Below are 20,204 nucleotides of genomic sequence, written 5' to 3'. Positions count from 1 at the left end.
GGCTCCATCCATTGCTCATCACTGCCTGGCAGGCGGTGTTCGAGTGAGGTTTGATCTACAACAAACAGCTACATGCCCTGCGCGGGCGATTGACCTTCGTACTGTGCATCCGAAACTTTTTCCGCCCAGGTGACAGCCTTTCCGTCCTCGGCTTCGGCGATGGCGATATGAGTCATTCCGTTGGTGGCCGTCGCGCCATGCCAGTGACGTGTTTGCGGCGGGATCCAGACAATGTCGCCCGGACGGATTTCCTGACGTGGGCCGCCCTCTTGCTGCACATAGCCGACCCCGGCGGTGACGATCAGCGTTTGCCCCAGCGGATGGGTATGCCAGGCCGTGCGGGCGGCGGGTTCGAAGGTCACGGTGCCGCCGCCGATGCGGGCAGGGGAATCACCCTTGAACAGGCCATCAACCCGAACCGTGCCCGTGAAGTTTTCTGCGGCGCCCTTGACGGAGGGCTGGGAGCCTGCGTGGGTGATGCGGATCTCGTTGGAGGCCTGGGCGCTGGTTTCTCCAGCCATGAGGGATAAGGCCACCAATGGGGCGATCAAGGGATTCATCAATGTTGCTCCTAAAGGCGGGTTAGCCAACTTAGAGGCAGCCGCCGTGGGTGTTGAAGGGGATGATGGTTTTCCCGCTGAGGTCGTGGGCCGTCAGGAACGAGCGCACAACGGGAGGCGTGGTTTCACCCCAAACTCCCGCTTTTGATGGTCAGGCTGCACGTCAGTGGTATCGGCTGGGTACAGGACCGCTGGGGAAACAGTAAGCGAGCTAACGGATGAGCACTAGACGGGTAAATCGGCAAGGGTTCATGAGGTTTGTTCATCAATCTGTGTAGGAGCGAGCTTGCTCGCGATGGAGACCAACGATGACGCGGGAAACCAGACTTACCGCGGCGTCCTCTGGTTTTTCGCGATCAGGCTCGCTCCTACAGGGGCCGGCATGTGATTTGGGAGTGGAAGTGAAAGCAATGGACCCGCCAGGGCGGCGGGTCCGAAGGGGGATCAAAGTTTCGGCAATTGCCCGATGCGGCCCATCATCTCGGTCACGATCTGCAAGTCCAGCAGGAACTGCTCGGTGGTCTTGAACTCGTTGTCGTTGTGACCGGTGTATTTGACGTCCGGCATGGCCAGGCCGAATTGCACGCCGTTGGGCAGTTCATGCACGGAGGTGGCGCCGGCGGAGGTGCCGAATTTGTGTTCCATGCCGAGGTTTTCGCTGGCCACCGCGAGCAGGGCCTTGACCCATTCACCCTCGGGGTTGCGGTACATCGGTTCGGCAATCGACAGGTCGAAGGCCGGTGCGATCCGGGTCTTCTTGCTCCAGGCGTCCAGCTTTGCGGCGATTTCGGACTTGAGCACTTCCGGGGATTTGCCCTTCGGTACGCGCAGGTTGACCGCGAGCTTGAAGGCTTTGTCATCCATCCCGACATAGGTCAGGGAAGTGGTCAGCGGGCCCATGAACTCATCGGCAAAACCGACCCCCAACTTGCCACCCAGGTAGTCCAGCCCCCAGTTGTCGGCGGTGTAGCGGGCGGCGTCCGTGATCTGGTTGTGCTTGAGCGCGACCTTGCCGTCGAGGCTATTGATGAAGTCGAGCATCCTGGCCACCGGGTTGACGCCGGACTCGGGCTCGGAGGAGTGGGCGGACACACCGGTGACCGTCAGTTTGACGTCCTTGCCGTCGACCTTGGCAGCCACCTCGAAATTGCCGCCATTGCGCTTGGCATATTCGGTGCCGGCCTTTTGCAGGCTGGCGGCCAGTTCGGCGGGCTTGTCGGTCACCAGGGTCGCAACCGATGTCGACGGAATCTGGTTGGTGGCCAGGCCGCCGGTCATCGAGGTGATTTCTGCGCCCTTGCCTTGCGCGGCGCGCTTGGCGAAGCTGGCCATGACCGTGCCGTAGCCTTTCTCGGCGATCACCACCGGGTAGCCGCCATCCAGCGCCAGGTTGTAGTTGGGTGTGGGGTTGCGTTCGAAGTAGTAGGGGATGGCGTCGCCCGTGGTCTCTTCGGTGGTGTCGACCAGCAGTTTGAAGTTGCGGGCCAGCGGCAGCTGCTCTTCCTTGATGATCTTCATGGCGTAGAGCGCTACCACGATGCCGTTCTTGTCATCCTCGGTGCCGCGGCCATACATGCGATCGCCGATCAGGGTGACCTTGAACGGGTCGAGGCGGGTGCCATCCTGCAGCACCCAGTTTTCCGGCGTCACCGGCACCACATCGGCATGGGCGTGGATGCCCACGACTTCATCGCCGCTGCCTTCCAGGGAGATCTCGTAGACGCGGTTGTCGATGTTGCGAAAGTTCAGGTTGAACGCCTGGGCCAGGCCCTTGATCTTCTCGGCAATCTTGAGGAATTCGGGGTTGTCGTGCTGGGCCACGCCGTCCACGTTCACGGTAGGAATGGCCACCAGTTCCTTCAAGGTTTCGGTGGCCGCGCTGCCGTATTTCACCCGGGCATAGAGGCCAAGCAAACGATGGATTTCGTTTTGCTGTTCAGCGGAAAGCGTCTTGTTGTCGAGGAAGGCGCGAATGGCTGGGCCGAGGTCGTCGGTCTTGGCGATATCGCTCTTGGCCAGGCTTCCCAGGAACTGTCTGAAATCCTTGACCGATGCATCGCTGAAGGTCTTGAGGATGATTGCGCTCTGTTGCGGAGTGATGTTGGCGTGGGCAGCGGTGGTGAACGACGAAAGGCTGGCGAGCATCAGGGTGGTCGCAGCCAGGTGCTTGAGGGAAAAATCCATTGCTGGGGGCATTCCTTTGCAGGCGGTTTGTAAGAAATATCTGATCGGTTGATCAGAAACCTTTCAAAACTAACACCGCGAGCGTGTGAAACGGGAGCCCCTGAAGTGGGATCTGTCGCACAGAAAGGCAAAAGCGACGCAGAAATGAAAAACCGCTCTATCAATGCTTACATTCCGCCATCACCACTTTGCAGGTATCTGGCGTACCACCGGATCGGCCGGCATAACGTATGCAATTACTCAGGGATTTCTGCCGAGCCATTTCCAAGGTGTCGGCCCAGGCGAGGCCGCCTTCGCCGACAGTGGGGAGGGCTTTTGCATAGCAGGTCGAGCCGGTGCTGGGGGCTGAATAGCGAGCCGTGGTGGCTTTGCCTGAACAGCCGGCTATCAGCGCCAGATTGACGGCGAGCAGGGATAGCAGGATCCATGATGAGCATTGGCGCGCAGTGTGTCCCGTCATCCCGGTTCCCCTATAGCAAGAGGCGCATTTGAGATCGTACCTGGCCGGATCAGGGCTGGGGCACACTCTTTCTCTGAGCCTATCCTTGCGGCACCGATCCTGCTGCTCCTTTCGTCTGCTTTCCTTTCTTCAGTCTGTCTGGCCGTCCGAGAGTCGAGGTGAGGTCGCTATAGACCACTGAACATGCTGATGATCACGGCATTGACCAGGTCAATGAAAAAGCCACACACCAGCGGCACGATCAGGAAGGCCTGGTGCGCTGCGCCGTATTTTTGCGTCACGGTCGACATGTTGACGATGGCTGTCGCCGTGGAACCGAGGGCAATCCCGCCGAATCCGGAAGCAATCACGCTGGCTTCGTAATTGCGTCCCATAAAGCGGAAGACCACGAAATACGTATAGGCGACCGTCAGCAGGATTTGCAGGGTCAATGCACACAGAATGAACATCAACGCGCCGCTGAGCTGCCATAGCTGAAGCCCCATCAGGGCCATGGTCAAGAACATGCCCAGGCAGATATCGGAGATCAGCGACAGGCCCAGGCTGGCGCCGCTCCAGGTTTTCAGTCGTTGATCACCGACAAAGGCCAGAACGAGGTGGTGGATGACGATGCCCGCGAACAGGCAGCTGACAAACTTGGGCAGGGTGATGCCGGCATCGACCAGCAGCAGGTTGAGTCCATAGCCGAGCATCAGGGTCAGATTGAGCCACATCCAGGCCCAGAGCACGTCGTAATAGTCCAGCGCCTTGCCCGGTTGTTGCTCGAGAATGCCGACTTCCAGTTCCGCATCCCTGGACGGCGTCAGTTGATAACGGCGAATCAGCTGGTTGGCGATAGGGCCGCCGATGACGCAAGCGGCAATCAGGCCGACGGTATTGCTGGCGATGCCCAGTTCATGGGCGTTACTGATGCCCAGCTTTTCGACGAAGAGCGGTGCCCAGGCCAGTGTGGTGCCCACTCCACCGGTGAGGGAAATGGAGCCCACCATCAAGCCCGCCTTGGGATCAAGCCCAAACGCCTGGGCCACACCCATGCCCAGCGAGTTCTGCAGCAGAATGAACACAGCGGCGAGTAACAGCAGGATCAGCAGCGGGCGCCCACCCTTGAGCAGTTGGCGCATGTCCGATTTCAAGCCAATGCCGGCAAAGAAATAGAGCAGCAGGGTGTCGCGAACTTGCAGATCGAACTCGATCTGGATATTCAGGCCGAAGTACAGCAAGGACGTCACCGCCGCACAGACGAAGCCGCCAACTACCGATTCGGGGATACAGTATTGGCGCAGAAAGGTGTTGTGCTGGACGAGGGTCTTGCCGAGAAAAAGCAGGAGGATGGCGAGGGTAAAACTCACGAGGCCGTGAACCTGGAAGAGCTGTGAAGTCATTTAAGGCCTACCTAAAAAACTGGAAAATCATTATCAGGATTCGCTCATTCAATGTTTAGACCTGAATCAATGAACGGTCGAAACAGCCTTGCTCATCCAGATGGCTTCCCAATCATCAGGTGCGTCTGTGCGCCAGGAGTGAGGACAGCCTAGCCTAAGCGGGAAAACCCATCCGGGTTGGCACAGGCTGCCATCTCGCTCCCGATGGCCAGTCAGACGGTGACTTCAGCGCTTGATCAGAGAAATCTTCGTTCCCTCGATACTGACCCCCGCCATTAATCCTTGCTGGTCGAAGATGAATGCGTAGGCGTCGTCTTTCAGCGTCGAGCTGGACAGGTTCTTCGCAACCCCTTCATCCACAAACACAACTGTTGGCCCTACACCGATTTCCCAGCCCTTGGTTTTGGCGACATAGTCCACGGCTTTATCGGTCATCAGGAAAACCACATAGCCGTACGACTGGGCGCCAGCCTGCAGCCCCCATGAGCCGCTGACGGAGTTGTAGTAGTTCTCGACTTTCGTGCCCTTCATTAAAACGCCTTCGCCATAGCTACCGCCGAACACAAGTCCCGCCTTGATGATGTTCGGGAAGACCAGCACAGCCTTGGCTTGGTGCGAGATGGTTTCGGAGAATGGATTGGTCTTGTAGAGCGTCTGCAACGCTTGTCGAGCGTCGGCATTCAGATCCTCGGCGGTGGCCGCTGCGGCATTGTTCAGGAAACCAGCCGATGCCAGTGTTGCAATCGCGAGGAAGAACGAGAGGAAGAAGCGCATTGATTGAGTCATTTGCGTACTCCGCTGAGGGAGCATGGGATGAGCGCAGCGGCAAGTGCCTGTGTCATGCAGGAACCGAACCCACTGAGGTTATCCGGCGCACCCTGAAATGTGTGAATTGCAGGCATCGCTCGTGAATTTGCGCTGCCTTCAGCTGTTATGACCGTTGCGTAATGGACGGGTTCGTTGTCACTACTGCTTCTGGCCGATGGTTTTCTGTTGCGCGGGGTTTATCCAGGGGCTGGGCTGAAGTGGGGGGAGGGCTTGTAGCAAGAGGGCTCAATGAAGCCCTCATTGCTAAAGCCTGGCTGTACTCAGTTCGCCTTTATCGGCACCGTCACGGTTTTGCCGAAGGCCGATTTGATGGTCGCCGTCGGGCTCGGCGACGGGCCACTGCCAGCGGTCGTCACCGCTATATTCCAGCGTGCGCCTGTAGGCGTCAGCGTCAGGGTAGCGGCGCCAAGGTTTACCGTACCGGTTGTGGTGGTGGCCGTCGCCGTGATGGTATTGCCCGTGCCACGCGAGGTGGTGCCTGACAGGACCCAATAGTAGCGGCTGTTGCTGCGGGCGGTCACGGTAGCGCTGGTGACGATCAGGCTCTCGTTGATCGCTGCCGAGACCGCCACGGACACCGTCGCCGGTGCCGACTCCGCGTCCTTGGCATCGGCGGCCTTATAGGTAAAGGTCGCGGTGAACGGCGCGGGGACCGTGGCCGGTGGTGTGTAGGTCACGCGCAGACCATCGGTGCTGACCACGCCCTTGCCGGAGTCCGGTTGCTCCAGACCCACCACTTTAAGTGGCACGTTACCGTCGGGGTCGCTGTCGTTGGCCAGCACGTTGATGGTCACCGGTTGGCCGGTGTTACTGATGGCGCTGTCGGGGTTGGCGATCGGTTTTTGGTTATCGACGTCCTCGACACGGGTATCGCCAGTGCGGAAGGTCGGCAGCGCGGCAGAGTTGACGTAGGTGACGCCGTCCCAGCCAGGCAGGGGCGTTGGCATCAACTGGAACTGGCCGGGGTTCTCGACATCCCAGCGCAGCAGCATGGAGGTGTCCTCGTGCTGGGTGTTGTGGCAGTGCTCCATGTAGGTCCCGGCGAATTCCCGGAAGCGGATCGCCATTTCCACATCCACTGAGCTGTCGATGCCCTCGCCGATGCGATAGACGTCCTTGCGTGCCCATTTTTCCCATTCCGGTGGTGCCTTGCCGTCGCGGTGGAGGATGATCCCTTCTTCGAAGTGCACATGCACCGGGTGGTTCCAGCCGTTGCCGCCGTTCCTGATATTCCACACTTCCAGGGTGCCGTCGCCGGAGAACCCGGCAGCGGTCGGGCCATTGGCCAGTTGCGGAGCGGCACTGATGATTCGAGGGTCCATCTGGTAGCCTAAACCGCCGTCAGTCTTGATGGTCCAGGGTTCTTCGTCGGTGCCGTCGGAGCGGCCGAAGATGAACTCGCGATGGCGCGCCAGTTTCAGTTTGGCCTGCACCGTCGGGTCGTCACGGTTGAGGGTCAGCGGGATCATGCTTTGACCCACCGGCTTGCCCGGCTTGGCGGGTTCGTAGTCGGCGGGGTTCATGCTCACGTCCTGGCCAGCATAAGGCTGGACCACCATCTGCATGAACTTGCCCACCGCCGGGTCGCCGGCGTCCCATTCCAGCCCTTTGCTGCCCAGTTTGAGCACCGCCTTGTACTTCCCGGACAGGACATCGGCCAGACTCAGCAGTGTGGCCTCCGGCCCCTTGCCGTTCTGGTGCTCCATCAGGTTGACGAAGTACAGCTTGTCGCCGGGGTTGATCCCGTTTTTCGCGAAGTTGACGATGATGTCGTAACGCTCGGCAATGCCCATGGTGGGCAGGATGGCGTTGTGGTTCTGCATGTCGCCGTTACCTTCCAGGTCCATGCTGCCGTCGAACGGCACGGCATATTCCATAAGGTTGCCGTCGTTGGCGATCAAGTGGAACGGCACGCGGCTATAGGACAGGCCGGAACCGGCCGGGCCGGGGAATTCGCCGCCGGTACCGGCGACTTCACGCACCAGCGCGAACCTGAAGTAGCGCGACACCGAGCCATTGAGGATGCGGAAGCGATAGCTGCGCGCCCGCACATTCAGGCGCGGCTGGTACTGCCAATTGACCAGGACCTGATCGCCGAGAAAACCATCGGTGTTGAACGGGTTGAACCACAGCTGGCCGTTCTGATCCCAGGCCTTGTCGGCAATCATCAGGTTCACATCGTAGTCGCGGTTGCCCCAGGGCAATGCCGAACCGCTGGGCAGGCGCAGGTTGACGCCGTCTTCTAAGGCTTCGTTACCGCGATCCAGGGCGCTGTAGTAATTCATCATCACCGCGTTGCCCTTGTAGACGTTCTGCGCGGTGAAATCGACCATGTGGTCATGGAACCAGTGGGTGCTCATGGTTTCGCGCCAGTCGCCACGGATCTTGATGCTGCCGTTGTTGCACGTCTTCAGGCCCGGAGTGGCATCGTTGACGAACAGGGTTTCGCCCGGGGCGCAGGGGAACGCTGCACGCGGATCCTGAGCGCTGGTGTTGATGGTGTCGTAACCGGCCAGTTGTATCGGCCAGCGATAGTCGTAGTACTGTCCCGGAAAGAAAAACGCACCGGAAAAGCCATCGCTTTCGGCCGGAGAATGGCCGTTGTGTTCGTGGGTGGTGAGGGTGTGCAGGCCAAATCCCATGTTGGCCGACGGATCGATCGGCAGGGCGTTGTAGTGGCGCATCAGCGCGGCTTGACCGTAACGCACCATCAACAATTTTGGCGGAAAGGTGCCGTCGAAGGTCCAGAGCGCCTTGTGGTTCTGAATCGGCATGTTGGGGTGAAAACGAACATTTATGCCTTTGGTGGTGCCCGCAATGACCGGGGTGTTTGAGGTCTGGTTGTAGAGCCCGCCAGGCCCGAACTCACCGACGGCGTAGTTGTGCAACTGTCGGCGGTCGCGCATGCCGCTGTTGAGCTGGGCGCCCGCTTGAGCGGTTTTGAAGCCGACCTGTGGGTAAAACTCGTTCCAGCGCTGATGCGACCAGCCTTTTCCTGGTGGACGACCTTCGGCCGGCGAGCCGACCGGATGGCGGTTGAGGAAGGCTTCGACCTGCGCTTTCCACGGGTTGCGGTCCAGCACGTTGGAAAATTGCGACGGAAACGGGAACAGCCCCGGCTGGCGCATGAAGGCTACCAGCGCCGTGGGCGAAGGGCCGCTGCGGGCGATGTTGTTCGGGTCCTGCGTGGGCGCCGGGCCGACGAGCGGAACCGGGAAGGTCAGAGGCGGTGCCGGCAGTGTCGGGTCGAGTTTTTCCGTGCCGAATTCTTCGAACAGCAGCAGTTGCTGAGTGTACGGCTGGGCCCCGAACAAGGGGCTGGGCTTGCCATTGGTGGGGATTTTGAAGGATGTCTGCAGGGCTGGCGGCAGCACGTTGTCGGCCGTTGGCGTGGTGCGGGTGCCAAAAACGCCATTGGGCAGGGCGATGGCGCCCTGGTTGACGGGTGGCATGGCCCGTAAGGCATCCGCCGCGGCATCGAGATCGGCCGGCGGGTTGCTAAACGCCGAGGGGTCCGTCGGTGGTGGCGGGCCGAAATCATCCAGCGGTACGGCATTGACGGTGGTTAGGGTAAGAAGCATCGCATAGGGCAGTGACCTGCGCAGCAAGGCGATGGAGCTGCATGGTAGTGTCGCGCGTTTCATTTTTCACCCCTTGCGTCATGCCGAAGCTGGCAAGCCCCGCCGTCTCCATGATGTCCGGGACGACAGCTGTTGCGGGTATCAAGGGGTGGTGCAACTAATGAGCCACTACCATGGCGGGAAGAAAAAGTTCAAATTAATTAGCAATTTGTTTCTGAATGTTACAGGTTGGGGTAGGGGGGGAGTGGGGAATATTCCTCAACTTAGGTGGCAATTGCCCGGTTGAGTGGGTGTAGTGCCCCATTTATGGAGAGAGTAGCGGCTGTTTCACCGACCGTTTTTGGTAGGGACAAAGAGACCATTCGAAAAACTGGCCGCTGCTCGAAAAGCAGGACTCCATCCAGGGTGTAGGCTGAAGTGTGGGCTGGGGCTTTTTACCAAACCCCAGAAACGACAAAGCCCTGAATAATCAGGGCTTTGTTGTATAAAGATGGCGGAGGCGATGGGATTCGAACTCATGGACCTGTTACAGTCGACGGTTTTCAAGTCCGATATGCAAGTCCCTTTATTCTGCGGTGTGCAGCTCCTTTTCGTTCTAATACGAATTTTTTTTGCCACCTCTACAGGCCGCGTTTTACAAGGGGTGGTATTCGGGTTTTGTAACACTTTTTGGGCTATTTTGAGGGCTTAGCAATGGCGCCGACACGACGGTAAACGCGCTCGGTAATGTCGCCTTTGGTATGTCCTAGCAGCAAGCTGGCCTCACCAATATCCGTGATCTCTGATGCTGCTTTAGGTCGGATGTCTCGGAATTGAAACTCTGCGATCCGGCTCGCTAATTGCTTGTCACTATTATCAAGTGCCGCCTGCTTCGCCTTCTCTCTTGCCTCATCCCATCGCTTACGCAGCATGGTAGCGGTCATCCGTTTTCCTCTTTGACTAACTATCAGATAACTCGACAGATGCTGCGCATTACGCTTGGCGATCTGGGCGATCAGCAAGCCCAGGCTGTTTGCAGATCCATCAGTGGTAGTCTGTATTCGAAGTTTTTTACTGGTTTTGTTTTGCTGAACCATCAGGAATCCTCCCTCGATGTCATCCTTGCGCATTACTAATACGTCCGCTGGCCGTTGACCGGTCAGGTAAGCCAGGTCCATGGCATCTTTCAGCTCTTGACCTGCCTTCTGGTACACCGCCTTCCAGACCGCATCGTTTGCGTAGTAATCGCGCGGGGTTTCCTTGTTTTTACGGACTCCTTGGCACGGGTTTTCCTTTGTGGTTAGACCCCATTCTCGTGCCATGTTGAATACGTGGGAGAGGGTGGCGATTTCGCGATTTGCCCGCACTTTTGCCGAGCGTGCATCCCTGTAACCGGCAATTGCTGCAGGTGTTATGGCATCGATAGGTGCGCTGTCGAACATTGGTCGCAGTTGCTTAATCTCTGACAGGTTGTCCTTCTGGGTGCGTGCTGCTTTTTTGGGGACAATATCGCGAATATACCTATCAAAGATGCCTTTCATGGTTCGAAGATCAAGAGGCGCCTCCTTGGCTTCGAGTTCAGCCCATTTGACCCTGGCCTTGTCCAAGTCTTTGCCTAGCGGTATCGCCTTTCCCGACATATCCAAGTAGTAGTAAGCAATCCAGGTTTTTCCGCTTTTCCGGGGACGTGTCCACTGATACATCCTTGGCGGTAAGTTGCGTGTTTCGGCATTGCGGGGGCGCATATCAGTTCACTCGTGAGAAGTCTGGCGTCCATGCTGGCGCCGCGGGAGTGGAGGGCGGGTTGAGAGCGGTAGGTGACACCATGCCCAACTTCATGCGGACATAGTGCCGACCAACCAACGGGCGCTTGCCTCGGCTTTCGATGAAGACCCATTGGTGGTCGATCAGCCAGCGTCGCTGGGAAGCCCTGGCCTTGTAGCCGGTGATAATCGCCAGTTCTTCGTCCGAAAGAATTTCGGATTCCATGTGATGCTCCATGCCGCGGGGGGCGGCAGAAGGTGGGTGAGTGGAGGTGGCAGTTCGTTTGTTGAAGGCGCCAAGTCGGCGGCAGTTGCGCTGAAGCTAATCAGCGTCTTGCGGGTCCGGGTGAAACTGGGTGAATCGGTTTTCTGTGGGCATGGGGATGTCCTTCGCCGGTGATCGGCTACAATTGATGGGTCACTGATATGGAGATCGAATATGAAGTGCTTAATCTGTCAGGCTGCCGCCAGGATTGTTCAAGCGCCTGGAGACTGGTCAGAGATCAAATGCTCAGCTGGTTGTGGACACTTCAGAGTTTCAGCGAACCTTGTTGCGAAGATGAAGTTCAAGAAGAAATCCTTCGACATCGAACGCACAAGGCGATGGCTTGATATGTCCCGGAATGAGGAGCCTGTGCCATTGATATCGACCTACGATTACAACGTTTCCTTACTACATCGGGATGCAGAAGAGAGATCTACCAGCCTGCGGAATCGTTCTAGAAAGTCGGTAACTTCAGATTAGATAGAAGTTCTTGCTTCGATCTGGCGAAGTGCATGCTGCATGGCGGTGATGACCCGCTTCATCACCGTCGTGCGCTCATCCTATGTCGGCGCGACAGGTTTGGTTTTCTGTGGGCATGGGGCGTCCTATGCCGGGGCTTGCCATTCTTATCGTGGACGACAGGGGCTGGCTGGATCAAAACGATTTCTTCAGGTATGACTTCGTCCTTGCCGCTATAGCGGCTGACTTTGAAGGGGAAAGTGGTGTTACTTGTGGGGAGAGGCAGAGAGTTTGGAGTAAGTGTTGATATCAGTTGTGGCAAGAAGGCTGCGGCCATCTTTGAATTTTGCGTAGAAAGTTATTTCCTTTTCTTTATCACATAGCCACCAGCCCGCAACTAGTCCAACCGGACCTAAAAGCAATGCTCCAGCCAGACTCCATCGAATAGCGCTCCCTTTCTTATTAACTATTTCCTCGGTTGCTGTTTCTAAAGTCTCTAGTTTTGAAATGGGTATCTTTATTTCAAGAGAAGGTTTTACTGCGGATTTTAAAATGAACAGTCCAGATTGAAATTCAGCATCACCGGCCAGAAAGTCACCGGATATCACCGTTATCTTCGACATGGTGTTTCTCTTCTGATCAGGTTTAGCCAGCTGATTACTGGGCTCCAAAGGTCCCTGTCAGTCAATCGACTTGCGACAAAAGGTGAGGTTGATGGTCTCCATCGATACCAGATCATGGGCCTTCACAACCGTCATGCTGAGGCAGCCGGCGATCAGCACTTCCAGTCCTGCACCTTTCGAATGCTCCCAGCCAGGGAGCGTTGCCAAGGTGTCGCAGTTCATCAGGGCTGCGATGTCGCGGCGCATGCAATCGTTCCAGGTTCCGCAGCCCGGGTTGAGTTCGCACGGCACCGACCTGCGACCTCCTGCATGGCGACTACCACCGTGGTACCAGCGCCGCCCTCCGTGACCGGATGCGACAGGGGGTGGTACTTTTATTGTGGGTGAGCTATTAATCTTTCAGGCCGGCATGGGGTCGGTTCAAGGAGTTGGAATGGTCAGTGATCGCGAAATTGCACTTGAGCAGGCGCTTGTAGCAATTATTGGAGCGGCCATCGACAGCGGGCTTGATGTAAAAAGCCTGATTGACAACGCGACAGCCGGCTTACTTGGAGATGCTTCATACCGCTGGGTTGAACATCCGCATGTATCAAACGCCATTAAAGTGATGATTGATGCATATGATCAAGTCAAGTAGTGGGCACTGCACCAGTGCAATAACTAGACCGTCAGATTTCGACACCGGTCTTGGCAGACTCTTCAAACTGTCGCGACCACTTTTCCTTAACGACGATTTCAGGTTGCGACATGCTCGCAAAGCGGGCGGACTCTTCGGCAGGCACGGTTGCAAGGGTGATCAGGAGCGTTGATACAGTCTCCTGCCATTCCTTGAGCCTGTGGCGCTCGCCTAGCACCTGTCAGCCACAATTCAGCAATCAGGCACCGCCCTCCGTGTCCGGATGCGACAAGGTATAGTGGCATTTTGATCGCCTGTGAGCTATTTATCTCTAGGGCCGGCATGGAGCCGGGTCAAGGAGATGAAATGGTCACTGATCGCGAAATTGCACTTGAGCAAGCGCTTGTAGCAATTATTGGAGCGGCCATCGCCAGCGGGCTTGATGTCAAAAGCCTGATGGACAACGCGGCAGCCGGCTTACTTGGAAATGCTTCATACCGCTGGGTTGGGCATCCGCATGTGTCAAACGCCCTTCAGGTGATGATTGTTGCTCATGCGCAGGCATTGGACACCATGCCCCCGCAGTAACTGAAGTTTCAGGCTTCAATACCCGTCCTGGCGAACTCTTCGAGCTGACGCGACCACTTTTCCTTAACGACTATTTCAGGTCGCGACATGGTCGCAAAGCAGGCGGACTCTTCGGCAGGCACGGTAGCGAGGGTGATCAGGAGCGTTGACACAGTCTCCTGCCCTTCGTTGAACCTGTGGCGCTCGCCCAGTACCTGTCAGCCACATCTCAGCAATCAGGCGCCGCCCTCCGTGACCGGATGCGCAGCGTAGTAGCGAAATAATGTTGAATGGCCTACAAAGGCATGGTCTTAATTCGTCCGATAACGGACTCAATCGGAGCATGTGCAATGGATTTCACAAGAGACCCAAACGATTTCCTCAGTTACATCACCACAGTCAAAGGGGACTGGGCTCGTGCTTCTTCTGAGTTGCTCGACCTCGTTGAGCATTGGCAAGATTTGTCGATGAAGCATTTCGCAGGTATGACTTCAATAGCTGCGAAGGAGCGCAGCATCGAGGGAGAAGTATTGGGTAAACAGTTCTCCATCGAGATCAACCCAATCTCCCTGCATAAAGCTGGGCTGGCAGAAGCTGTATTGTTCTTGCGCCAGGTCGGAGGTTCAAAATCGGAATTGGGTCGATTTAGCGTTCGTCGTGATGGAGCGATTTTAAGCAGCGATGGATCGGTTCTCGTATATCCGCAAGATGATCACTACAGCTACCAAATATTCACCACAATCATGCACGCTGTGATTGAGGCGCCCACTCCAGTCGATGCTGAATAACCGTCAGGTGTCATCGCTGCAGCCGCGTAACTCGTCGTGCCTGTATGCCCGTTCCAATTTTCGCGACACGTTTTCGCTGATCGTGATTTCGTGTCGCGACATGTTGGCGAATCGGGCGGACTCCTCGGTGGGAGCCGCTGCTAGGTTAAGAATGAAGGTTGACACCGTCTCCTGCCACTCCTCGAAGTCGTGGCGCGCGCCCAGCACTTGGAGTGCATCTGCCAGCGCCTTCGACACAATTAGCGACCGTTTCTCGGCGCCGATCCGGTCCAGCAAGGCTTTCTCCTTGGCGCGCTTGTTCCGCTGAATATCCGTGGCCATAGCCTGTCTCTTCAATTCTTTGGGCTGGTAGATCCAGCCATGTCTGGCGTCGGCGCTGGCGCACCTGGTTGCTTATTCGTCTCATGCTGCCCTCTGTTGACTCCAGACACCCACGGCGTCGAACACCCGTGCGGCCTGCTCTTCAGTCAGCGATATCTCGGCGGGGATGGCGATCCAGCCCGAAGCGACCCGATGATTCGGATTGCTCTCGGCGACCAAGTCTTTGTAGGTTTCCTCGATCACGTCTTCGAGGTGCGCGGCCAGATAGTTGCCTTGGGGAGCAACCTCTACTGATTTAGTGTAGCGGTGCCCTCGTTGATCGCGACACTGGACGCTGAGATAGATCGTCCAACGGTGGGGGAAGTCGCAGACTGCTTCGGCCATGCGTGGTCCTGGCGGGATGCTCTTGCAGCTCTTCCTGTTGATCATCCCTTGGCGTCCGCTGGGGTCGATGTGGACCACCGCGACGTGATTGGCATTGAGCAGTGCCCGGCTCGCTCGCTCTATCCGGGTACGCATGTTGTTGGGCTTTCGCTTTTTCATAGCGTCACCGCAATCTGGCGATTGGCCTTTACTTCAAACTGCATGGCGAGTTCGTGAGCGGCCTTGTAGTCGTCACGGAAGGCGCGAGTCTTGCCGGTGGTGCGGTCTTTAATCTGGTACATGCCGATACTTTTCCCGTTGACTTGAAAGCGCACCGGTTTGGATGGCTCTTGCCGATCAGGGCGCCCGCATAGCACGACTTGTGCAGCCTTGGTTTTTTGCAGTAGCACACCGAGTTCATCGAAGCGCTCTTTAAATGATGGATGCATGGCTGATCCCTCGGAGTAGGTTGCGTGTATTCGTCAGCACTCCGACCACCTGCTGGTCGCCATTGGGCAGAGAAGGGTGCTAATTGATAAAAGGCAGGCGTAAAAAAGCCCGATCGGAACCGGGCCATTGTTTGCGTCACGAAGACCAGCCTAAGTGATCGCAGGTGTTGCCATCGGGGGCTTCGAAAAGCCTGCCTGAATGCGCTGCGTGATTTCTTCTCGATGCACTGCGACTTCCTTGGGCGCGCTTGTCCCGATGCGTACCTGTTGGCCGCTCACACCCAGTACGGTGATCGTGATGTCATTGCCTATGTTGATGCTTTCACCTGTTTTACGAGTCAAAATCAGCATTGTCCATTTCCTTGCGTTAGTTGGTTTCCCAATGCCGCCTTGTAAGAGGCGGCATCAGTGAAACATCACTGCATTACGCGGATTTCATTACGAGGGAACCACGCATCGTCGAGCTTCACCATGCAGCCAACAAAGGCGGCGTAGCGAGTCTCTCGATCGGTCTGGAAGCCGTAGTAAGAGCAAGTGGCCCGCGAGGCAAGACCGCTCAGCAACATGCAGCCCACGATCAGTGTCAGCAGGATCAGCAGAACCTTTGTCGCGTACTTCACGCCTCGATACCGTAGTCAGCCAAGCGTAGACCGAAGTGCATGCCTATTTCCTTCAACACCACCAACTCTGCTGGCTCGATCTGGCCGTCAGCCTGGGCAACGGCAAGAATGTTGACGTAGGCTTCCTCCGCATCGGCCGGAAAGTTTTTGATGTCGGCCAGTTCCCGCTTGATCGCCAATCGTCCTACTTGAAAGTTGGCGTTCAACTGGCCTGTAAAACGATTGATGGTTTCGGTGATCTCGCTGCCGAAGTGCGTCAAATTCGGGTTGGAGCGAATCAACTCATCCAGCTTGGAAACCTCGCTGGCTTCAATCTCACCATCAGCCGCAGCGACCAATAGGCCGCCACCGACAATGGCCTGCATCAAGTCGCGGTTAACAACCTTCTTCATTTCGGCCTGGGCGTTGCCGACTTGTTTTCCGAAGAGTTTTTTCATTCCGAACATGGTGTTTCCTCATACAGGGGAGGGGATTTCCCACATGGCCCTATTGCCAAGGCTATGAAGTGAAATCTGATTGGGCTGTCAGCGGGACTCAGATACGGCGCACTTAGGTGGGAGTCGCCCACGCCTGGTGCGTTAGTCTTTTTGCAGCTGACAGCATTGAATCGATTGGGTTGTTAAAGAGCGGCGGGTGGCCCCGTATTGCCGCTGTGATTCACTGCGACGAGATAATATTGCCGCCGGGGATATTTAATGTCAATGCCGCCGGAGATATAATTCCGCTCTATGAAAAAAGCCCGTGCTGGACGGGCTTGCTTTGGGCTAGATATTTGCGGGGAGGTCCCAAGAGATACGCGCGGCGCAGCCATCTTCTCGACGCACTAGTACGTGCTCGTTTTCTGCTATCTCTTCAAGGAGCTGTTTCCAGTCCTCAAGGCATTCATCTGCTTCCTTGCAAATGACTGCCGTTTTTCGTTTTTGGGCAGCGGGGGCGCTGATGATTTTTTGGATGCGGAGTCCAAGAAGCTCAAACGAATTTGGCGGTGTTGGTTTGTTTTTTGGCTTTGCCATAGCACTGCTCCTTTTATGTATGGATACACAGTGAATGGCTTGAACCCTAAGCGCTAAAGATTAACGATTAAAAACAATTATTTAACAGAGAAAAGCCCGCAATTTGCGGGCTTCAGGAGGGAGGTGTCCAAGGGAATTAGAGACAAATCGAAGGGCCCAAATTTAGATTCTGCCCAGCACCTTGCTGGGAGCAAGAATTGCCCCTACGTAATGGATTTTCTCGATATCAACCCGAGCTACTGTCAGCCGCTCGCCGTAAGCCGAGTTGATCGACATGAGGCTGACCTCTTCTTCGGTCTCGAAGAGAAGTTCTTTAACCATGCTCTGTCCATCAACGGTGGTGACCATCACATACTCACCCGGCACTAGGCGGTGATTGGGTTCGCAGACAGCGACCCACCCGCTACGGATCGCTGGTGCCATTGAGTCACCCTTGAGCCGAAGTGCGTAGGCGTCCTCATCTCTGGAGTAGGTCTCAACCCAGCCAGCTGCCTGGTCAAGGCTTGTCCAATATCCCTCACTGCCGAGCTGTGCGGTGCCTTCGATATTGATTCTGCGAGGTGAGGAATAGATGGGGGGGCCAGCCTCGACATTGGATTCGAAGCTGGACTTCGCCATTTTCGCAATCTCATCAGCCAGTCGAGGGCTGAATGACTCCACGGGCTTGGAAATCAATCCGGCAATTGCGCTAGCGACTTTCGCATTCAGTGCGTTGTAGCCGTTCAGGTACGAACTGACGGAGCCCTGATTTATGCCTAGGGCATCTGCGATCCTTCCCTGAGTCAGGGCGTCACGCCGTGACTTGCCTGTGTTGAAGGCATCCACAGCCATTTTGAGTGCCAAGCACTCTTCTTTTTCCCAGTCTTCGAGTTCGCGTTTTTTCATTCCACGATTATTCCTAGCGGCGATATTTAATCAAATGCCGCCGGGCTTGATTAATTAAATTCCGCCGGAGATACTTGTTGGGTGTTTAACAAAGGAGATCGGCGAGATGAGCCGAAAAAGTCTGGATGAGTTTGCTCGTGCACGCGGGCAAACCAACGCAGCAAATCTGCTTGGGATGTCCCAAGGGTCGCTCAACAAAGCGCTGCAGGTTGGCCGTGACATTTTTGTAACTGAACACGCAGATGGCTCTTTCACAGCTGAAGAGCTCAGAGCATTCCCGGTCCAAAGCGCAAAAAGGTCGCGTCGCCAGATGCTGCCCATTTCATGAGCAAACTTTGAGCGCAACGGCGCCGAGAGAAAACTAGACGATGAAATTGCCAGTACTAGACACCCGCCGCAAAGCCGTCATTGCCGCTGCCAATGCATTTCCCGGCGGACTTGCATACGCCTCTGACTTCCTGGGTGAGGTGAATCTCAAGCGCTTCAAGAACCGAATTTACGAGTCAGCAGGGGTCAAGCCCCTCACCGACGATGAGATTTGCACGCTTGAGACTGAAGCGAAAACTACCTTCTTACCGGATTACATCTGCGCAATGTATGGCGGTGTGTTTGTTCGCCTGCCTGAGGTTGCCGATCTGGACAACGTCGACATCCACCGGCGCTCTTTGCGTACCTCTGTGAAACGCGGCCGGGTTGACCAGCTTCTCGCCATGGCACTGGATGACGGCGAGATTTCTGGAGCGGAAGCGGCAGATATTTTGGCCGGGCATGCCAAGTACTTGGCTGCGCGACACGAGGAGGTGATCGCACAGATTGAATTGTACAAGTCGAATGGTCCCGCCCGAATCCCAAGCGGGAAGGGTTGATATGCAGTTCACCATCACGATCAACCAAGTGAAAGCGCTGGAGTGGGGATTGAACTCCCAGCAGGCGCAATTGTTTTCCTTCGTCTACGAATGCCCCAGCTGGGCCAAAGCAATCAAAACCGATAACGGGATTTTCTTTGTCTTGACCAAGGCAAAGATCATTGAGGAATTGCCTCTGCTCACCGATAAACCCGATACCGCGTATCGGCTTCTCAAAGGGCTCGAAAAGGCAGGTTTGGTGGAGTTATCCAGCACCGCGAACGTCTCGTTGTTTCGCTTGACCGAGAAAGCCAAAGAATGGAATCGCAAGCTGGATGGGTCGGAAAAATATCCGACCTCTGATGTGTTTGAGGGGCGGAAAAAAATCCGATCTACCTCGGAAAAATGTCCGAGCAAGGTCGGAAAAATCTCCGAACAGGGTCGGAAAAAAATCCGAGAAGGGTCGGAAAAATCTCCGACAAATCAGGGTACCAGTAATCAGGGTACCAATCAGGTAACCAGTAATCAGGAAAAGCAGGGCGCTAACGCGCCGGGCAAATCAGCAAAGTTTGATCCGCTGATGGCCAAGCCAGACCACGTCAGCGTCGAGGTTTGGGCGGACTGGTGCCAGCACCGCAAGGAAATCCACAAACCCCTCACAGCCAAGACCTGTGAACAACAGGCCAAGGCCTTGGCGAACCACCCAACCCCCGATTCGGTGCTGACCCTTTCGATCAGCAACGGATGGACAGGGATCTTCCCTGACAAGCCGGTCGGCCCCGCACATTCACTTCCAGTCAGTCGCCACTCCGGCTTCGACACTCGCGATTACAAGGCCGGCACCAAGGAGAACGCCAATGGCACCTTCCGTCTCTAACTTCGGCGCTCACATGGACCGCAAATTCGGCGTCATCGGCCGTCAGCCAGCGAGCTGCCTGGATCATGGCGGTTACTCAGCGGTCATTCTCAAGGGCGGCAGTCTGTCTGGTTGCCCCATCTGCGCGAGCAACAAGCGCGACATGCAAGAACTCGAGCGCAAGCGCTTTCAGTTTCGGATCGTTCAGCATTCAAGCGCGCGGATTCCTAAGCGTTTCGCGGAAAAGTCATTCGCCGATTTCGTCGTGTCGAATCCGGCCCAGCAGATTGCCCTGGATGCGTGCACCGACTACGTCGACAACTTTTCGAAGCATCGCCGGGAAGGTCGCTGCATGTTGCTGTTGGGGAAGGTCGGCACGGGCAAGACCCACCTGGCCATTGCCTCGGCCAGTCACCTGATCAACGAATGCATGGTCAAGGCGATTTACCGCACGGTGGGCACGCTCATCGGCGAGATTCGGGCGACGTTCAATGAGCGCTCAGGCGAGTCCGAGGCGCACATCTTGCGTGAGGTGATTGGCGCGGACCTGCTGGTGCTCGATGAAGTCGGTGCAACCAAGCAGAGCGAGTTCGAACTGGCCACTCTGTTCAGCATCATCAATGGTCGTTACGAGCAATGCCGTCCCACGATCATCGTCAGCAACCTGTCGCCCACCGAATTGAACGACGCCATCGGTGCGCGCTGTGTCGACCGCATCCGCGAAAACGGCTGCATTGGCGTGGCATTCGAGTGGGAATCTCAACGCGGCAAGGAGGGCTTCTGATGATCGATCGGTT

Annotated in this window: 25 protein-coding genes and 1 pseudogene; 7 read left to right on the top strand and 19 right to left on the bottom strand. The window is 56.5% G+C overall.

Annotation, left to right across the window (positions count from 1 at the left end; all coding sequences use genetic code 11):
- Nucleotides 1-68: 68 nt before the first annotated feature.
- The 11 genes and pseudogenes from WHX55_RS17465 to WHX55_RS17415 all read right to left on the bottom strand — a co-directional run bounded on the left by WHX55_RS17465 (nucleotide 69) and on the right by WHX55_RS17415 (nucleotide 12,330).
- A complete protein-coding gene (locus WHX55_RS17465) occupies nucleotides 69-560 on the bottom strand; it encodes a cupin domain-containing protein (protein ID WP_353740899.1) in 492 nt (163 codons plus the stop codon).
- Nucleotides 561-600: 40 nt separating this feature from the next.
- A pseudogene (locus WHX55_RS17460) lies at nucleotides 601-696 on the bottom strand (flavodoxin); the annotation flags it as partial.
- A 308-nt stretch (nucleotides 697-1,004) separates the two neighbouring features.
- A complete protein-coding gene (locus WHX55_RS17455; RefSeq protein WP_353740898.1) occupies nucleotides 1,005-2,744 on the bottom strand; it encodes a dipeptidase in 1,740 nt (579 codons plus the stop codon).
- A gap of 160 nt (nucleotides 2,745-2,904) precedes the next feature.
- Nucleotides 2,905-3,204 (bottom strand): hypothetical protein, encoded by a 300-nt coding sequence (locus WHX55_RS17450; RefSeq protein ID WP_150756590.1) that lies wholly within the window; start codon nucleotides 3,202-3,204, stop codon nucleotides 2,905-2,907.
- Between the two features lie 167 nt (nucleotides 3,205-3,371).
- Nucleotides 3,372-4,586, bottom strand: coding sequence for a sodium/glutamate symporter (gene gltS, locus WHX55_RS17445; RefSeq protein ID WP_353740897.1), 1,215 nt, complete (start codon nucleotides 4,584-4,586; stop codon nucleotides 3,372-3,374).
- Between the two features lie 225 nt (nucleotides 4,587-4,811).
- Nucleotides 4,812-5,372 (bottom strand): lipid-binding SYLF domain-containing protein, encoded by a 561-nt coding sequence (locus WHX55_RS17440; protein WP_150723586.1) that lies wholly within the window; start codon nucleotides 5,370-5,372, stop codon nucleotides 4,812-4,814.
- 302 nt (nucleotides 5,373-5,674) lie between these two features.
- Entirely contained in the window at nucleotides 5,675-8,995 is a 3,321-nt protein-coding gene (locus WHX55_RS17435) for a multicopper oxidase domain-containing protein (protein WP_353743061.1), read from the bottom strand.
- A 674-nt stretch (nucleotides 8,996-9,669) separates the two neighbouring features.
- Nucleotides 9,670-10,719, bottom strand: a complete 1,050-nt coding sequence (locus WHX55_RS17430) for a tyrosine-type recombinase/integrase (RefSeq protein ID WP_150756587.1) — start codon at nucleotides 10,717-10,719, stop codon at nucleotides 9,670-9,672.
- A 1-nt stretch (nucleotide 10,720) separates the two neighbouring features.
- On the bottom strand, nucleotides 10,721-10,963 hold the full coding sequence (locus WHX55_RS17425; protein WP_150756586.1) for a DUF4224 domain-containing protein: 243 nt from the start codon (nucleotides 10,961-10,963) through the stop codon (nucleotides 10,721-10,723).
- Nucleotides 10,964-11,727: 764 nt separating this feature from the next.
- Nucleotides 11,728-12,084, bottom strand: coding sequence for a hypothetical protein (locus WHX55_RS17420; RefSeq protein ID WP_151213765.1), 357 nt, complete (start codon nucleotides 12,082-12,084; stop codon nucleotides 11,728-11,730).
- Nucleotides 12,085-12,141: 57 nt separating this feature from the next.
- Nucleotides 12,142-12,330 carry a DUF4406 domain-containing protein gene (locus WHX55_RS17415; RefSeq protein ID WP_353740896.1) on the bottom strand — a complete coding sequence of 63 codons (189 nt, stop codon included), beginning with the start codon at nucleotides 12,328-12,330 and terminating at the stop codon, nucleotides 12,142-12,144.
- Nucleotides 12,331-12,517: 187 nt separating this feature from the next.
- Between WHX55_RS17415 and WHX55_RS17410 the strand changes: the two genes are divergently transcribed.
- From WHX55_RS17410 to WHX55_RS17400, 3 genes are all read left to right on the top strand, one after another.
- The gene (locus WHX55_RS17410; protein WP_150755814.1) at nucleotides 12,518-12,721 is read left to right on the top strand and encodes a hypothetical protein; all 204 of its coding nucleotides are present in this window, start codon (nucleotides 12,518-12,520) and stop codon (nucleotides 12,719-12,721) included.
- A 345-nt stretch (nucleotides 12,722-13,066) separates the two neighbouring features.
- A complete protein-coding gene (locus WHX55_RS17405; protein WP_150755812.1) occupies nucleotides 13,067-13,288 on the top strand; it encodes a hypothetical protein in 222 nt (73 codons plus the stop codon).
- Between the two features lie 329 nt (nucleotides 13,289-13,617).
- Complete coding sequence (locus tag WHX55_RS17400; RefSeq protein WP_151213763.1) at nucleotides 13,618-14,055, top strand: hypothetical protein; 438 nt, start codon at nucleotides 13,618-13,620, stop codon at nucleotides 14,053-14,055.
- 3 nt (nucleotides 14,056-14,058) lie between these two features.
- Here the strand turns inward: WHX55_RS17400 and WHX55_RS17395 are convergent, their stop codons facing one another.
- The 8 genes from WHX55_RS17395 to WHX55_RS17360 form a co-directional block, all read right to left on the bottom strand.
- Complete coding sequence (locus WHX55_RS17395) at nucleotides 14,059-14,376, bottom strand: hypothetical protein (RefSeq protein WP_151213762.1); 318 nt, start codon at nucleotides 14,374-14,376, stop codon at nucleotides 14,059-14,061.
- Between the two features lie 81 nt (nucleotides 14,377-14,457).
- Entirely contained in the window at nucleotides 14,458-14,919 is a 462-nt protein-coding gene (locus tag WHX55_RS17390; protein ID WP_151213761.1) for a hypothetical protein, read from the bottom strand.
- Nucleotides 14,916-15,188 carry a hypothetical protein gene (locus tag WHX55_RS17385; RefSeq protein WP_353740895.1) on the bottom strand — a complete coding sequence of 91 codons (273 nt, stop codon included), beginning with the start codon at nucleotides 15,186-15,188 and terminating at the stop codon, nucleotides 14,916-14,918. The genes WHX55_RS17390 and WHX55_RS17385 overlap by 4 nt, the downstream gene beginning before the upstream one ends.
- Before the next feature lie 150 nt (nucleotides 15,189-15,338).
- Nucleotides 15,339-15,539: a carbon storage regulator CsrA gene (gene csrA, locus WHX55_RS17380; protein ID WP_151213759.1), complete on the bottom strand. Its 201-nt coding sequence runs from the start codon at nucleotides 15,537-15,539 to the stop codon at nucleotides 15,339-15,341.
- A gap of 65 nt (nucleotides 15,540-15,604) precedes the next feature.
- Entirely contained in the window at nucleotides 15,605-15,808 is a 204-nt protein-coding gene (locus tag WHX55_RS17375) for a hypothetical protein (protein WP_151213758.1), read from the bottom strand.
- Entirely contained in the window at nucleotides 15,805-16,254 is a 450-nt protein-coding gene (locus tag WHX55_RS17370) for a TerB family tellurite resistance protein (RefSeq protein WP_353740894.1), read from the bottom strand. The genes WHX55_RS17375 and WHX55_RS17370 overlap by 4 nt, the downstream gene beginning before the upstream one ends.
- A 318-nt stretch (nucleotides 16,255-16,572) precedes the next feature.
- Nucleotides 16,573-16,821: a DUF1654 domain-containing protein gene (locus tag WHX55_RS17365; protein WP_353740893.1), complete on the bottom strand. Its 249-nt coding sequence runs from the start codon at nucleotides 16,819-16,821 to the stop codon at nucleotides 16,573-16,575.
- Between the two features lie 162 nt (nucleotides 16,822-16,983).
- Nucleotides 16,984-17,706, bottom strand: coding sequence for a S24 family peptidase (locus WHX55_RS17360; protein ID WP_154859726.1), 723 nt, complete (start codon nucleotides 17,704-17,706; stop codon nucleotides 16,984-16,986).
- A gap of 106 nt (nucleotides 17,707-17,812) precedes the next feature.
- On the opposite strand from WHX55_RS17360, the gene WHX55_RS17355 reads away from it, so the two are divergent.
- Genes WHX55_RS17355 through WHX55_RS17340 form a run of 4 tightly spaced genes read left to right on the top strand, consistent with a single transcriptional unit; the run spans nucleotide 17,813 to nucleotide 20,191 of the window.
- Nucleotides 17,813-18,034, top strand: coding sequence for a Cro/CI family transcriptional regulator (locus WHX55_RS17355; RefSeq protein ID WP_154859727.1), 222 nt, complete (start codon nucleotides 17,813-17,815; stop codon nucleotides 18,032-18,034).
- 40 nt (nucleotides 18,035-18,074) lie between these two features.
- Entirely contained in the window at nucleotides 18,075-18,572 is a 498-nt protein-coding gene (locus tag WHX55_RS17350) for a YmfL family putative regulatory protein (protein ID WP_151213754.1), read from the top strand.
- Nucleotide 18,573: 1 nt separating this feature from the next.
- Nucleotides 18,574-19,428 (top strand): DNA-binding domain-containing protein, encoded by an 855-nt coding sequence (locus WHX55_RS17345; RefSeq protein ID WP_223543904.1) that lies wholly within the window; start codon nucleotides 18,574-18,576, stop codon nucleotides 19,426-19,428.
- Nucleotides 19,409-20,191, top strand: coding sequence for an ATP-binding protein (locus WHX55_RS17340; RefSeq protein ID WP_218543924.1), 783 nt, complete (start codon nucleotides 19,409-19,411; stop codon nucleotides 20,189-20,191). The genes WHX55_RS17345 and WHX55_RS17340 overlap by 20 nt, the downstream gene beginning before the upstream one ends.
- Nucleotides 20,192-20,204 lie beyond the last annotated feature (13 nt).

The sequence above is a fragment of the Pseudomonas fluorescens genome (genome assembly GCF_040448305.1).
GTDB lineage: Bacteria > Pseudomonadota > Gammaproteobacteria > Pseudomonadales > Pseudomonadaceae > Aquipseudomonas > Aquipseudomonas fluorescens_BH.
Note: the sequence above shows the minus strand (reverse complement) of the source record. Positions and strands in the feature narration are given on the sequence as shown.

Bases quoted from the DNA above. Each gene is read 5' to 3' on its own strand.
- WHX55_RS17360 (WP_154859726.1), bottom strand. From the start codon at position 17,706: ATGAAAAAACGCGAACTCGAAGACTGGGAAAAAGAAGAGTGCTTGGCA.
- WHX55_RS17455 (WP_353740898.1), bottom strand. From the start codon at position 2,744: ATGGATTTTTCCCTCAAGCACCTGGCTGCGACCACCCTGATGCTCGCC.
- WHX55_RS17420 (WP_151213765.1), bottom strand. From the start codon at position 12,084: ATGTCGAAGATAACGGTGATATCCGGTGACTTTCTGGCCGGTGATGCT.
- WHX55_RS17340 (WP_218543924.1), top strand. From the start codon at position 19,409: ATGGCACCTTCCGTCTCTAACTTCGGCGCTCACATGGACCGCAAATTC.
- WHX55_RS17345 (WP_223543904.1), top strand. From the start codon at position 18,574: ATGCAGTTCACCATCACGATCAACCAAGTGAAAGCGCTGGAGTGGGGA.
- WHX55_RS17440 (WP_150723586.1), bottom strand. From the start codon at position 5,372: ATGACTCAATCAATGCGCTTCTTCCTCTCGTTCTTCCTCGCGATTGCA.
- WHX55_RS17365 (WP_353740893.1), bottom strand. From the start codon at position 16,821: ATGGCAAAGCCAAAAAACAAACCAACACCGCCAAATTCGTTTGAGCTT.
- WHX55_RS17370 (WP_353740894.1), bottom strand. From the start codon at position 16,254: ATGTTCGGAATGAAAAAACTCTTCGGAAAACAAGTCGGCAACGCCCAG.
- WHX55_RS17400 (WP_151213763.1), top strand. From the start codon at position 13,618: ATGGATTTCACAAGAGACCCAAACGATTTCCTCAGTTACATCACCACA.
- WHX55_RS17465 (WP_353740899.1), bottom strand. From the start codon at position 560: ATGAATCCCTTGATCGCCCCATTGGTGGCCTTATCCCTCATGGCTGGA.
- gltS (WP_353740897.1), bottom strand. From the start codon at position 4,586: ATGACTTCACAGCTCTTCCAGGTTCACGGCCTCGTGAGTTTTACCCTC.
- WHX55_RS17435 (WP_353743061.1), bottom strand. From the start codon at position 8,995: ATGCTTCTTACCCTAACCACCGTCAATGCCGTACCGCTGGATGATTTC.
- WHX55_RS17405 (WP_150755812.1), top strand. From the start codon at position 13,067: ATGGTCACTGATCGCGAAATTGCACTTGAGCAAGCGCTTGTAGCAATT.
- WHX55_RS17355 (WP_154859727.1), top strand. From the start codon at position 17,813: ATGAGCCGAAAAAGTCTGGATGAGTTTGCTCGTGCACGCGGGCAAACC.
- WHX55_RS17395 (WP_151213762.1), bottom strand. From the start codon at position 14,376: ATGGCCACGGATATTCAGCGGAACAAGCGCGCCAAGGAGAAAGCCTTG.
- csrA (WP_151213759.1), bottom strand. From the start codon at position 15,539: ATGCTGATTTTGACTCGTAAAACAGGTGAAAGCATCAACATAGGCAAT.
- WHX55_RS17350 (WP_151213754.1), top strand. From the start codon at position 18,075: ATGAAATTGCCAGTACTAGACACCCGCCGCAAAGCCGTCATTGCCGCT.
- WHX55_RS17425 (WP_150756586.1), bottom strand. From the start codon at position 10,963: ATGGAATCCGAAATTCTTTCGGACGAAGAACTGGCGATTATCACCGGC.
- WHX55_RS17385 (WP_353740895.1), bottom strand. From the start codon at position 15,188: ATGCATCCATCATTTAAAGAGCGCTTCGATGAACTCGGTGTGCTACTG.
- WHX55_RS17430 (WP_150756587.1), bottom strand. From the start codon at position 10,719: ATGCGCCCCCGCAATGCCGAAACACGCAACTTACCGCCAAGGATGTAT.
- WHX55_RS17415 (WP_353740896.1), bottom strand. From the start codon at position 12,330: ATGCGCCGCGACATCGCAGCCCTGATGAACTGCGACACCTTGGCAACG.
- WHX55_RS17410 (WP_150755814.1), top strand. From the start codon at position 12,518: ATGGTCAGTGATCGCGAAATTGCACTTGAGCAGGCGCTTGTAGCAATT.
- WHX55_RS17390 (WP_151213761.1), bottom strand. From the start codon at position 14,919: ATGAAAAAGCGAAAGCCCAACAACATGCGTACCCGGATAGAGCGAGCG.
- WHX55_RS17450 (WP_150756590.1), bottom strand. From the start codon at position 3,204: ATGACGGGACACACTGCGCGCCAATGCTCATCATGGATCCTGCTATCC.